At 69.9% G+C, this 12,305-nt stretch carries 14 protein-coding genes; 11 read left to right on the plus strand and 3 right to left on the minus strand.

Annotated elements, in window-relative coordinates:
• Nucleotides 1-7: 7 nt before the first annotated feature.
• Entirely contained in the window at nucleotides 8-487 is a 480-nt protein-coding gene (paaD, locus tag ACLQ23_RS22875; protein ID WP_355588493.1) for a 1,2-phenylacetyl-CoA epoxidase subunit PaaD, read from the plus strand.
• Complete coding sequence (gene paaE, locus ACLQ23_RS22880; protein ID WP_355588034.1) at nucleotides 484-1,593, plus strand: 1,2-phenylacetyl-CoA epoxidase subunit PaaE; 1,110 nt, start codon at nucleotides 484-486, stop codon at nucleotides 1,591-1,593. Before paaD ends, paaE begins: the two co-directional genes overlap by 4 nt.
• A gap of 13 nt (nucleotides 1,594-1,606) precedes the next feature.
• On the opposite strand, the gene ACLQ23_RS22885 is transcribed toward paaE, so the two are convergent.
• From ACLQ23_RS22885 to ACLQ23_RS22895, 3 genes are read right to left on the minus strand one after another with little or no spacing between them, the layout of a single operon-like run.
• Entirely contained in the window at nucleotides 1,607-2,251 is a 645-nt protein-coding gene (locus tag ACLQ23_RS22885) for a hypothetical protein (protein WP_355627522.1), read from the minus strand.
• 50 nt (nucleotides 2,252-2,301) lie between these two features.
• Entirely contained in the window at nucleotides 2,302-3,066 is a 765-nt protein-coding gene (locus ACLQ23_RS22890; protein WP_355588038.1) for a peptidoglycan recognition protein family protein, read from the minus strand.
• Nucleotides 3,066-3,230, minus strand: coding sequence for a hypothetical protein (locus tag ACLQ23_RS22895; RefSeq protein ID WP_355588040.1), 165 nt, complete (start codon nucleotides 3,228-3,230; stop codon nucleotides 3,066-3,068). The genes ACLQ23_RS22890 and ACLQ23_RS22895 overlap by 1 nt, the downstream gene beginning before the upstream one ends.
• A 121-nt stretch (nucleotides 3,231-3,351) precedes the next feature.
• On the opposite strand from ACLQ23_RS22895, the gene mqnC reads away from it, so the two are divergent.
• The 9 genes from mqnC (at nucleotide 3,352) to ACLQ23_RS22940 (ending at nucleotide 12,298) form a co-directional block, all read left to right on the plus strand.
• A complete protein-coding gene (mqnC, locus tag ACLQ23_RS22900) occupies nucleotides 3,352-4,542 on the plus strand; it encodes a cyclic dehypoxanthinyl futalosine synthase (RefSeq protein ID WP_355588042.1) in 1,191 nt (396 codons plus the stop codon).
• A gap of 475 nt (nucleotides 4,543-5,017) precedes the next feature.
• Entirely contained in the window at nucleotides 5,018-6,283 is a 1,266-nt protein-coding gene (locus ACLQ23_RS22905; protein ID WP_355588044.1) for an LPXTG cell wall anchor domain-containing protein, read from the plus strand.
• A gap of 168 nt (nucleotides 6,284-6,451) precedes the next feature.
• Nucleotides 6,452-7,162: a demethylmenaquinone methyltransferase gene (locus ACLQ23_RS22910; protein WP_355588046.1), complete on the plus strand. Its 711-nt coding sequence runs from the start codon at nucleotides 6,452-6,454 to the stop codon at nucleotides 7,160-7,162.
• A gap of 79 nt (nucleotides 7,163-7,241) precedes the next feature.
• A complete protein-coding gene (locus tag ACLQ23_RS22915) occupies nucleotides 7,242-7,466 on the plus strand; it encodes a hypothetical protein (RefSeq protein ID WP_355588048.1) in 225 nt (74 codons plus the stop codon).
• Between the two features lie 139 nt (nucleotides 7,467-7,605).
• Nucleotides 7,606-8,883 carry a geranylgeranyl reductase family protein gene (locus ACLQ23_RS22920; protein WP_355588050.1) on the plus strand — a complete coding sequence of 426 codons (1,278 nt, stop codon included), beginning with the start codon at nucleotides 7,606-7,608 and terminating at the stop codon, nucleotides 8,881-8,883.
• Between the two features lie 186 nt (nucleotides 8,884-9,069).
• Nucleotides 9,070-9,435 carry an NADH-quinone oxidoreductase subunit A gene (locus tag ACLQ23_RS22925; RefSeq protein WP_053652225.1) on the plus strand — a complete coding sequence of 122 codons (366 nt, stop codon included), beginning with the start codon at nucleotides 9,070-9,072 and terminating at the stop codon, nucleotides 9,433-9,435.
• 14 nt (nucleotides 9,436-9,449) lie between these two features.
• The gene (locus tag ACLQ23_RS22930; protein WP_355588052.1) at nucleotides 9,450-10,127 is read left to right on the plus strand and encodes a NuoB/complex I 20 kDa subunit family protein; all 678 of its coding nucleotides are present in this window, start codon (nucleotides 9,450-9,452) and stop codon (nucleotides 10,125-10,127) included.
• Between the two features lie 55 nt (nucleotides 10,128-10,182).
• A complete protein-coding gene (locus tag ACLQ23_RS22935) occupies nucleotides 10,183-10,920 on the plus strand; it encodes an NADH-quinone oxidoreductase subunit C (RefSeq protein ID WP_053652227.1) in 738 nt (245 codons plus the stop codon).
• Nucleotides 10,921-10,972: 52 nt separating this feature from the next.
• Nucleotides 10,973-12,298 carry an NADH-quinone oxidoreductase subunit D gene (locus ACLQ23_RS22940; RefSeq protein ID WP_355588053.1) on the plus strand — a complete coding sequence of 442 codons (1,326 nt, stop codon included), beginning with the start codon at nucleotides 10,973-10,975 and terminating at the stop codon, nucleotides 12,296-12,298.
• Nucleotides 12,299-12,305: the final 7 nt, after the last annotated feature.

The raw sequence follows: 12,305 nt of genomic DNA on the forward strand, positions 1-12,305 counted from the left end.
TGACCGCGTGCCTGTCGATCCGCGTACTGCAGTGGCGGCGGTGGTGGACCCGGAGATCCGGGTCATCACGATCGACGAACTGGGGATCCTGCGCGCGGTCGAGGAGGACCCCGCCACCGGGCGGGTCACCGTCACCATCACCCCGACCTACACCGGCTGCCCGGCCATGGACGTCATCCGGGCCGACATCAGGCGCGCGCTTGCCGCCGCCGGACACCCGGACGTCGAGGTCCGCACCGTTTTCAGCCCGGCCTGGAGCACCGACTGGATCTCCGACGATGGGCGGGCCAAGCTCGCCGCAGCGGGGATCGCCCCACCGTCGCCGGTCGCCGCGCCCGGCGTGGTGGCGCTGACCCTGGCGGTCCGCTGCCCGCGCTGCGGGTCGCCGGAGACCGAGCAGGTGAGCCGGTTCGGCTCGACCGCCTGCAAGGCGCTGTGGCGTTGCCGTTCGTGTTCCGAACCCTTCGACCACCTGAAGGCACTGTGACAGTCACCATCACCCGGCCGGTCCGCCGCCGGCCGGTCTTCCACCCGCTGCCGGTCTCCGCCGTCGACAGGCTCACCGACGACTCGGTGGCGGTCACGTTCGCCGTACCCGAGGAGTTGCGCGACACCTTCGCGTTCCGCGCGGGCCAGCACCTCACGGTGCGTCGGGTGACCGACGACGGCGAGGACGTGCGGCGGTCGTACTCGATCTGCTCCACCCCCGACGACCTGGCCCGGCACGGGCGGCTGCGGATCGGCGTGCGGGAGATCCCCGGCGGCGCGTTCTCGGCGTTCGCGTGCGGCGCGCTGCGTGGCGGCGACACGGTCGAGGTGCTGCCGCCGCTTGGCACGTTCACCACGGCGTTCGCGCCGGACCGGGTGCGGCACTACGGCGCGGTCGTCGCCGGTTCCGGCATCACGCCGGTGCTCGGGCTGGTCGCGACGGCTCTGGCCGTCGAGCCGGCCAGCACCTTCACACTGGTGTACGGCAACCGCACGGCGAACACAGTGATGTTCGCCGAGGAGTTGGCCGACCTGAAGGACCGCTACCCCACAAGGCTGCACCTCGTGCACGTGCTGTCCCGCGAGCAGGGCGAGTCGCCGCTGCTCTCCGGGCGGATCGACGCCGAGCGGCTGGGCCGTCTGCTGGACACCATCGTGCCGGGCGACGTCATCGAGGAGTGGTTCCTCTGCGGCCCGTACGCCATGGTGGTCGACGCCCGGGACGTGCTGACCGGGCGCGGGCTGCCCGAGTCGGCGGTACGCACCGAGTTGTTCCACGTCGACGCGCCGCCGGAGCCTGTGGTGCGCCCCGCCGACCAGCCGGGTGCCGGCGCGGAGGTCACGATCGTGCTTGACGGCCGGTCGTCGAACTTCACGATGGGCCGTGAGGAACGGGTGCTGGACGCCGCGCTGAAGGTGCGCGGCGAACTGCCGTACGCCTGCAAGGGTGGTGTCTGCTCGACCTGTAAGGCGAAGGTCGTCGACGGGGCGGTCACGATGGCCCGCAACTACGCCCTGGAGCCCGACGAGTTGGCCGCCGGTTACGTGCTGACCTGCCAGTCCAGCCCGACCACCGACAGGCTCACCGTCGACTACGACGCCTGACGCCCCGGTCCAATCACCAGGGCGGTTCCGAGGCGGCCCGGCCACGGGCGCGGCTCACGTGGCCGCGCCACCCGGCGAGGAGCGCGAGCAGGGCCCATCCCGCCGCGCCCATGACGAGCATGCGCTGCTTCCCGGCCGGGTCCACGTCCTGCGCGTCGGTCAGATCCACCTGACCCTGCGGGTCGACGAGCACTGTCAGGCGCTGACCGACGCGGTAGCCGGGGGAGCTGCCCCGGTAGACAAGCGGCTCGTCGAGCCGGCTGGTGGCGCCCTGGAGGCCGAACTCGTGCCGCTTGCCGGTGGTCTGCACGTCGGTGATGGTCACCTGCTGGGCGACGCCGCGCTGCTGGAGCACCGCTTCCGGGGCCAGCTGCACGGCGCCCACAAGCACGAACAGGGCCGGCATCACCGACAGCACGCTCAGCCACCAGCCCCGGTGCAGCAGGCGCAGGGCGACCGAGAAGGCCAGGCAGCCGACCAGGCCGACGCTGATCGGCACCGCGGTCGGCAGCCCCACGGCGAGGTAGCCGACCGCCGTGGCCACGACGATCACGGCCAGGCCGAAGCCGATCAACGCGGCCGTCATCGCGACGGACCACAGGGCGGAGCGGGCGCCGACCACGCGTACGGGGGTGGGCGGGTGCGATTGGACGGACACGCCGAGAGCGTAGGTGCCCGACGCGAGGCCGCCGGCGTGCCCGTCGCGGGTCAGCTCGGTGCCTTTACCTGACCGTCGAAGGCGATGCTGCGCCACAGGTCGAACTGTCGGTCGTTGCCGACGAGCGGGTTGCCGACGAGCGCGACGGCGGCGTGGACCTCTTCGTCGGTGCGGAGCAGCCGGAAGTAGCCGGGGCCGACCAGGGCGATGCCCCGGTTGGTGGACTGGATGAGTTTCATGTCGTCCTTCCAGAGGTCGAGGGGCGGGTTGCCGGTGAGCTGTCGGGCGACGTCGGCGCGCATCGTGTCGAGGTCGATGAAGGAGGGGTCGATCTTGCCGGTGGTGCTTGTCTCCCGGTGGCCACGTGCATGGCTGGCGTCGCGGCCCAGCCGGCGCAGTACTGCGGCGGTGGCGAGTACGGAGGCGGCGTACTGGGCGGGGGTCATCCGCTGGTCGACCCCGTTGTAGTCGATCTCCCAACCGACCAGGAGGGTGTTGCCGTCGCCGGCCGGGATGGGGCCGCTGCCACGGCTGGACCCGGCGTGGTTGGCCCGCCCGCCGGAGATGACGTGAAAGACGCCGTTGTAGTCGACGAGCGCGTGGCACAGCGGGCCGGGCAGGTCGGAGCGGCCGTTGATGCAGATGCCCAGGGCGGGATGCGGGTTGGCGGCGCTGGAGGTGGCGGCGGTGTGGTGCCAGAGCACGCCGATCGGGTTGAACGAGCTGCCGGCCACCCGGCCGAGCCAGTTGCCCTCCTCCACCACCGAGACACCGGCTGAGCGGAGTACGTCGGCCAGCCAACCGATGGTGGCCATCAGCGTTCCAGCAGGTCGGCGAGGCACTCCGGTGCGGGAGCGGTCGCTGCGGCCGGGTGGGGGGACGCGGTGAGCACCAGGCCGCCGGCCGCGAGAGGAGCCAGGGTCAGGAAGGCACGACGGCGTAGCGCGCGCCTCGTTGCGGGTGCGGGTTCGTCGGTCATCAACGAATCGTAGAATATCGATGGCTTGCCGTGTGGGCGTGGCGATCGTCACCGCGCTTTCCGTGCCGGAGCGCGAGGGTGGGCGACGTGGGGTCCGGTGCGGTCGGCGTACGCTCGGGGTGTGACGGCGAACCGCGAGATCGACGACATCCTGCAACGCGGCGCGGACGGCGGGCGGATCACGCCCGAGGAGGCGCTGCTGCTCTACACGGAGGCGCCCTTTCACGCGTTGGGCGAGGCGGCGGACGCGGTGCGCCGGCGGCGCTACCCGGACAACGTCGTCACCTACCTGATCGACCGCAACATCAACTACACGAACGTCTGCGTGACGGCGTGCAAGTTCTGCGCGTTCTACCGGGCACCCAAGCACTCCGAGGGATGGACCCACCCGACCGAGGAGATCCTGCGTCGCTGCGGCGAGGCGGTCGAGCTGGGCGCGACCCAGGTCATGCTCCAGGGCGGGCACCACCCGGACTACGGCGTCGAGTACTACGAGGAGCTGTTCTCCTCGGTCAAGCAGGCGTACCCCCAGCTCGCCATCCACTCGATCGGCCCGAGCGAGATCCTGCACATGGCCAAGGTGTCCGGCGTGAGCCTGGACGAGGCCATCGCCCGGATCAAGGCCGCCGGTCTGGACTCCATCGCCGGTGCCGGGGCGGAGATGCTGCCCGAGCGCCCGCGTAAGGCAATCGCGCCGCTCAAGGAGTCGGGTGAGCGCTGGCTGGAGGTCATGGAGCTGGCCCACCGGCAGGGCGTCGAGTCGACAGCCACCATGATGATGGGCACCGGCGAGACGCACGCCGAGCGGATCGAGCACCTCCGCATGATCCGCGACGTGCAGGACCGCACCCGTGGTTTCCGGTCGTTCATCCCGTGGACGTACCAGCCGGAGAACAACCACCTCAAGGGCCGCACCCAGGCGACCACGCTGGAGTACCTGCGCCTGGTCGCGGTGGCCCGGCTCTTCTTCGAGACGGTGCCGCACCTTCAGGCGTCCTGGCTGACCACCGGCAAGGACGTCGGGCAGCTCGCGCTGCACATGGGCGTGGACGACCTCGGCTCGATCATGCTGGAGGAGAACGTCATCTCCTCCGCCGGCGCTCGGCACCGCTCCAACCTGCACGAGCTGATCGGCATGATCCGCTCCGCCGACCGCATCCCGGCCCAGCGGGACACCCTCTACAACCGGTTGGCGGTGCACCACACCCCGGCCGACGACCCGACCGACGAGCGGGTGGTCTCGCACTTCTCGTCGATCGCGCTGCCTGGTGGCGGTGCCGGCCGGTCGCTCCCCCTGGTCGAGGTCAACTGAGGCGGGCCCGGCTCGACCGTTCGGTTGACCAGGGGGTAGTGCCCTCGCGCGGCCGTTCGGTTGATCAGGGGTCGTGCTCCCGCGCCGGTGCCTCGGCGGTACGGGTCGACAGTGCCGTCGCAGCGCCAGGCTGCCCGCTGCAGGGCTGGTGGAGATGATCGTGGGCGGCTACCGTCCCGGCCATACCCGTCCTCACCACCCGCCGCCCAGGTGCGCGGATCGGCGGATTCCGCACGCGGTGCTGGTGGAGGTGGTCGGACGGGTGCTGGACCGGGGTAGTCCTCCATCGACCCATGAGGGTCGTTCATATAACGCACGGCGGTACGGGCGGGATGGGTGACCATTCCGCCCGTACCGTCTGCCCGGTCCGGTAAAGACAGTGGAAATGCGGCTCCCACGCTGGCGCGGGAGATCGACCTTCGATAACGTCCGCTCGTTCCCACAACCATTGCCTTCCCTATCCCCCGGGGGACTGATGACACCGTTCCACCGCTCGACTCTGGCTCGCGCCGGCGTCGTGGCCCTGCTCGCGGCCGGTGGCCTGGCCACCGTCGCCGCCCCGGCGCAGGCCGCCGAAGGGGCCGACCTCGCGCTGCAGCCGTTGAGCTACCAGCTGGCCAAGGGCGTCAAGGAGGCCAAGGCCAAGCCGTTCAAGTTCCAGGTCGACAACACCCGGAGCACTGTCGACGCCAAGGACGTCCGGGTCACCGTGGAGACGAAGGGCCTCAAGAACCGCAAGGTGGGCTACCTCGTCCCGATCGGGTGCGACGTCACCGGCACGAAGTTCACCTGTCTGCTCGGCGATCTGGCCGCCGGCACCACCGAGGACTTCGGTATCCCGCTCTTCTCCACCGGTGGTCGCGGTAACGGCGGCACGCTCGTCGTCACGATCAGCTCGGCCACCACCGACCCCAACCTCGACGACAACACCGTCGAGCACGACATCACCGTCACCGAACCCGGCTACGACCTCACCGCCTGGGTGCAGGACGTCTACGCGAACGTGACTGTCGACGGCGACGAGGTCGGCGAGTCCGACCTCCGGGCTGTGAAGCGCGGCGAGACCGCGCCGCTGGACTGGGCGATCTACAACGACGGCAGCCGCAAGGCGACCGGCGTGGCGTACGGGATCACCCTGCCGGCCGGCGTCACCTTCGCCGAGCTGCCGGAGGGCTGCATCGAGCAGCCGCTGGGAGGCTTCGCGAACGCGTACTGCGAGGACACCGGTGTGGTGCTGAAGCCGGGGCAGTTCTACACCGCGGGCATCAAGGTGAAGGTCGGCTCGGACGTCACCGAGTCGGTGCTCCGGCCCGGCTTCCTGTGGGCAGCCGGTCTGGACGCGTCAGTGGGTAGCCCCGAGGAGCAGCCGAAGGTCGCCACCGGCGCGCAGCGCAAGGCGTTCACCGAGGTCGACGAGGTGGACAACAGCGCGCAGTTCGACGTCTTCGTCGACCTGACCGTGCAGCCCACCCCGACGCCGACGGCCACGCCCTCGCCGACGGCGACGCCGACCCCGGGTGGCACGACGTCACCGGGTACGACGACGTCTCCCGGCGTCACCACGTCGCCTGGTTCCGGTGGCGGTTCCGGTGGCGGCGGTCTCCCGGTGACCGGTGTGCAGGTCGGCCTGATCGGCGGCATCGGCGGCATGATCCTGCTCGTGGGTGGAGCGCTGCTTGTGCTCTCCCGCCGACGCAAGGTCGTCCTGGTCGCCCCGGGCGACGAGAAGTCGACCGACTGACCGAGGCATGACGTGAAGGGCGGGGTGGGCGACCACCCCGCCCTTTCGCGTGCCAGGGCCGCCGCCAGTGCCTGCTCCATCGCCGCAGGCAGCGCCGATGCTTCCGACCGGTCAGAGGTACGCAGACCCAGCGCTCGTCTGTTGGCGGGCGGCTGGCAGAGTGGAGGGGTGAGCCGTACCCCGCAGGGCCAGCGAGCCAGCCTGGACAAGCAGCCGCACGAGGTCGCCGCGATGTTCGACGATGTGGCGGAGCGTTACGACCTGACGAACACTGTGCTCTCCTTCGGCCAGGATCGCTCCTGGCGTCGGGCCACCCGGGCCGCGCTCGGCCTGCGGCCCGGCGAGCGGGTGCTGGACGTGGGAGCGGGCACCGGTGTCTCGACGCGTGAGCTCGCCCATTCCGGGGCGTACGCGGTCGGCGCGGATCTGTCGCTGGGCATGTTGTACGCGGGCAAGCGGGCGCGACCGGAGGTGCCGCTGCTGGCCGGGGACGCCCTGCGACTGCCGTTCGCCGACGCCAGCTTCGACGCGGTGACCATCTCGTTCGCGCTTCGCAACGTCAACGACACCGATGCGGCCCTGCGCGAGCTGGCCCGGGTCACCCGGCCCGGCGGGCGGCTCGTGGTGTGCGAGTTCAGCACGCCCGTCAATCCGGCCTTCCGGACGGTCTACCTGTCGTACCTCATGCGGTCGCTGCCGGCGGTGGCCCGTGCGGTGTCCAGCAACCCGGAGGCGTACGTCTACCTGGCCGAGTCGATCCGGGCATGGCCGGACCAGGCCGCGTTGGCCGGACGTATCGGTGCCGCCGGGTGGGGACGGGTGGCGTGGCGCAACCTGACCGGCGGCGTGGTCGCCCTGCACAGGGGGATCCGCGAGTAAGCGGCCCACTCCTACCCGAATCGGTTCACCTTTCGGCAATGTCGGAATTTTGTCTACTTTGCCCGGTACGCTTGCCGGCATGACCGGAGCAGACCCGGCGGGCCCGGTGACCGCCACCGACGACGACGCGGCCGAGCTCGTCGCGCAACTGCGCGCACTTGCCGGCGCCGACCCGGCGGAGGTGCGGCAGGTCGTCGCCGAGGTGCTCGCCGCCCTGGACCGGGCCGCCGGGGGTGCGTTACGTGAGCATTTGCCGGAAACCATCCGGGTTGACGCGGGCCTGGAAGCGCCCAGTCGGATCTGACACCTGACTACTGTGGACGGTCACCGGCTGTAACACCAGCGACTTAGGTACCCCTGACCCTGCGCTGGTATGACACCGGTCATACACTCGTCTCGTCTGGCTTGTGAAGCATTTCACGAGCGTGCGGGAGGAGGTGCGAATGACCGCGGTGGAACACGACGCCGACGTCATCGTCGTTGGCGCCGGCCCCGGTGGATCGGCGACTGCGTACCACCTGGCCCGGCACGGCGTACGCGTGCTGGTGCTGGAGAAGACCGAGTTCCCTCGGGAGAAGGTCTGCGGCGACGGGCTGACCCCGCGCGCGGTGCGGCAGCTCATCCGGATGGGCGTGGACACCTCGCCCGAGGGCGGCTGGCTGCACAACCGTGGCCTGCGGGTGATCGGCGGCGGCGTCCGCCTGGAGCTGGACTGGCCCGAGCTGGCGAGCTTCCCCAACTACGGCCTGGTGCGCACCCGGCTCGACTTCGACGACCTGCTCGCCCAGCGCGCGGTGGCCGCCGGCGCGAAACTCCGTACCAACGTCAACGTGCTCGGCCCGGTGCTCGACGGCGACGGCCGCGTGACAGGTGTCGAGGCCGAGGTGGGGCCCGGCAAGGAGCCCACCACCTTCCGCGCCCCGCTTGTCGTGGCCGCCGACGGCGTCTCGGGTCGGTTCCCGCTGGCGCTCGGGCTGGCCAAGCGGGAGGACCGGCCGATCGGCGTGGCCGTCCGCCGCTACTACCGGTCCCCGCTCAAGCACGACGACAACTACCTGGAGTCGTGGCTGGAGCTGCGCAGCAAGGACAGCGGCGACAACCTGCTGCCCGGCTACGGCTGGATCTTCGGCCTCGGCGACGGGCGGGTGAACGTCGGCCTCGGCGTGCTCAACTCGTCGTCCGCGTTCGGCAAGACCAACTACCGCCGGCTGCTCACCGACTGGCTCGCCAACACCCCCGCCGAGTGGGGCATGACCGACGAGACGAACGCCGACGGTCCCATCCTCGGCGCCGCGCTGCCGATGGGCTTCAACCGGGTGCCGCACTACACCCGGGGCGTGCTGCTCGTCGGTGACTCCGGCGGCATGGTCAACCCGTTCAACGGCGAGGGCATCGCGTACGCGATGGAGTCCGGCGAGTTGGCGGCCGAGGTCGTGGTGCAGGCGCTCGCCCGACCGGCCGGCCCGGAGCGGGAGCGGGCGCTGATGGCGTACCCGAACGAGCTGAAGGCCCGCCTCGGTGGCTACTACCGGCTGGGCGGCATCTTCGTGAAGCTGATCGGCCGTCCGGAGATCATGCGGATCGCCACCAAACACGGAATGCCGCATCCGACGCTGATGCGATTCGTGCTCAAACTGCTGGCCAACCTGACCGACCCCCGTGGTGGGGACGCGATGGACCGGGTCATCAACGCGATGACGAAGGCGGCTCCGGCCGTGTAAATGACGCCGATGACCTCACTTCCCGCCGCCACCGACGCCGGCGGGGAGCTGCTGAAAACCGTGTCGAGACTGGTCACAGTTCCGATCCGGACAGAGATCGACCCCCGCTGGCAACCACCGGCAGGGATGTGAATAGTGTGAATTTTGTCAAGCACCGAGGGCAGGGAAGGACGAGCAGGAGAAAAGATGTCGCTCTCGCCTTACGCACCGATCATCGGGCTCTTCGCCCTCGCCGCGGCGTTCGCGCTGTTCTCTGTCGGCGCTGCCCGGATAACTGGCCCCCGTCGATACAACAAGGCCAAGCTCGAAGCCTATGAATGTGGCATCGAGCCCAGTCCGCAGCCGGTTGGCGGCGGGCGATTCCCGATCAAGTTCTACCTGACGGCGATGCTCTTCATCGTCTTCGACATTGAGATCATCTTCCTCTACCCCTGGGCGGTCTCGTTCGACGCTCTGCCGATCTTCGGCTTCGTGGAGATGGTCCTGTTCATCGTCGCGGTCTTCGTCGCGTACGCCTATGTGTGGCGGCGCGGCGGCCTGGACTGGGACTGAGGAAGGAACGTCAGATGGGCATCGAGGAGAAGCTTCCCGCCGGCGTCCTGCTCACCTCGGTGGAGAAGCTGGTCAACTGGTCCCGGAAGTCGTCCGTGTGGGGCGCCACCTTCGGCCTGGCCTGCTGCGCCATCGAGATGATGGCCGCCGGTGGTCCGCACTACGACATGGGCCGCTGGGGCATGGAGGTCTTCCGGGCCTCGCCCCGGCAGGCCGACCTGATGATCGTGGCCGGGCGGGTGAGCCAGAAGATGGCACCCGTGCTGCGCCAGATCTACGACCAGATGGCCGAGCCCCGCTGGGTGCTCTCGATGGGCGTCTGTGCCAGCAGCGGCGGCATGTTCAACAACTACGCCATCGTGCAGGGCGTCGACCACGTCGTGCCTGTCGACATGTACCTGCCCGGCTGCCCGCCCCGGCCCGAGATGCTCATCGACGCGATCCTCAAGCTCCGCGAGAAGATCATGTACGAGCCGCTGGGTGCGAACGGCCGCAAGATGCTTGCGGCCCGCCAGGAGCGCGGTGACGTGCCGGTCGTGCCGTACGGCTCCATGCCGTCCTCGTACCGCAGCGACAAGGCTCGGCGTGCCGAGTGGACCCAGGCGGTCCGCGAGGGGCGCGAGGAGCAGCTGCGTATCGAGAACTGGATGAACGCCCAGAACCACCTCCACGCGCACAGGGGCCCCAAGTGAGCGCGAGGAGTGCAGCGAAGCGGAGCCCCGCAGTCGCGAACGGAGGGCAGGCGCAGTGACCGCACCGAACGACAGGACCAATGACGGGGGTGTGCCGGTTCCGGTCACCCCGGCCGGCGCCAGCGGCACCGCCCCGGCCGAGTACCCGCCGTCCAGCCCGGCCGGCCGCGGGATGTTCGGCAACCAGGGCACCGGCGACGTGTCCGGCTACGGCGGCCTGGTCCGCCAGCGCCAGCCCATCGAGGAGGCCGCCCGACCGTACGGCGGCTACTTCGACGAGGTCCGCGACGCGCTGGAGGAGGCGTACCCGGCCTTCGGGGACGCGATCGAGAAGGTCGTCGTCGACCGGGGCGAGTTGACCCTGCACGTCCGCCCGGAGCGGATCGCCGAGGTCTGCCAGGTGCTGCGGGACGACATGGCGCTGCGCTTCGAGCTGTGCTCCTCGGTGTCCGGTGTGGACTACCTCGGCGCCGACGAACGCCGGCTGCATGTGGTCTACCTGCTCACCTCGATGACGTACCGGCGTCGGGTCCGGCTGGAGGCCGCGGTCTCCGTCGAGCAGCCGCACCTGCCCAGCGTGACCGCCGTCTACCCGACTGCGGACTGGCAGGAGCGGGAGGCGTACGACATGTTCGGCATCGTCTTCGACGGCCATCCCGCCCTGACCCGGATCCTCATGCCGGACGACTGGGAGGGTCACCCGCAGCGTAAGGACTACCCGCTCGGTGGGGTGCCCGTCGAGTACAAGGGCGCCGAGATTCCGCCGCCGGACCGGAGGAGGTCCTACCAGTGAGCGCGAGGAGTGAGCTTGCGAGCCCCGCAGTCGTGAACGGAGGGCGGGCACTGTGACCACGCCGAACTACGCAACCGAGCGCGAGACCGCCGAGGGTCGGGTCTTCACCGTCACCGGTGGCGACTGGGACACGGTCGTCTCGGGCGCCGACCCGCTCAACGACGAGCGGATCGTGGTCAACATGGGTCCGCAGCACCCGTCCACGCACGGGGTGCTGCGCCTGATCCTGGAGCTTGAGGGCGAGACGGTCCGCGAGGCCCGCTCGGTCGTCGGCTACCTGCACACAGGTATCGAGAAGAACCTCGAATACCGCAACTGGGTGCAGGGCTCGACGTTCGTGACCCGGATGGACTACCTCGCCCCGATCTTCAACGAGACGGCGTACGCCCTCGCGGTCGAGAAGCTGCTCGGCGTCACCGACGACATCACCGAGCGCGCCACCACCATCCGCGTGCTGATGATGGAGCTCAACCGGATCTCGTCGCACCTGGTCTGGCTGGCCACCACCGGCATGGAGCTGGGCGCGATCTCGATCATGCTCTACGGCTTCCGCGAGCGGGAGTACATCCTGGACATCTTCGAGACCATCACCGGTCTGCGGATGAACCACGCGTACGTCCGGCCGGGCGGTGTGGCGCAGGACGTTCCGGACGAGGCCATCGCCAAGATCCGTGACTTCCTCAAGATGATGCCGAAGAAGCTCAAGGAGTACGAGGACCTGCTCTCCGGCCAGCCGATCTGGCTGGAGCGGACGAAGAACGTCGCGGTGCTCGACGTCACCGGCTGCGTGGCGCTCGGCGTCACCGGGCCGGTGCTGCGCTCCGCCGGGCTCGCCTGGGACCTGCGCAAGACAATGCCGTACTGCGGCTACGAGACGTACGAGTTCGACGTGCCGACCCACACCGACGGTGACGTGTGGGGCCGCTACCTGGTCCGGCTCGCCGAGATCCGGGAGTCCATGAAGCTCGTCGAGCAGGCGCTGGACCGGTTGAAGCCGGGTCCGGTGATGGTCGCCGATCGCAAGATCGCGTGGCCGGCCCAGCTCGCCATCGGTGTCGACGGCATGGGCAACTCGCTGGAGCACGTCGCGAAGATCATGGGTCAGTCGATGGAGTCGCTGATCCACCACTTCAAGCTGGTCACCGAGGGCTTCCGGGTCCCGCCCGGCCAGGTGTACGTCGGCATCGAGTCGCCCCGCGGCGAGTTGGGCGTGCACGCGGTCTCCGACGGTGGCACCCGGCCGTACCGGGTGCACTACCGGGAGCCGAGCTTCGTCAACCTCCAGGCCCTGCCGGCGATGGCCGAGGGCGGCCTGATCGCCGACGTGATCGCCGGCGGCGCCTCGCTGGATCCCGTGATGGGTGGGTGTGACAGGTGAGCGCGAG

Source organism: Micromonospora sp. DT41, from assembly GCF_049841715.1.
Taxonomy (GTDB): domain Bacteria; phylum Actinomycetota; class Actinomycetes; order Mycobacteriales; family Micromonosporaceae; genus Micromonospora; species Micromonospora profundi.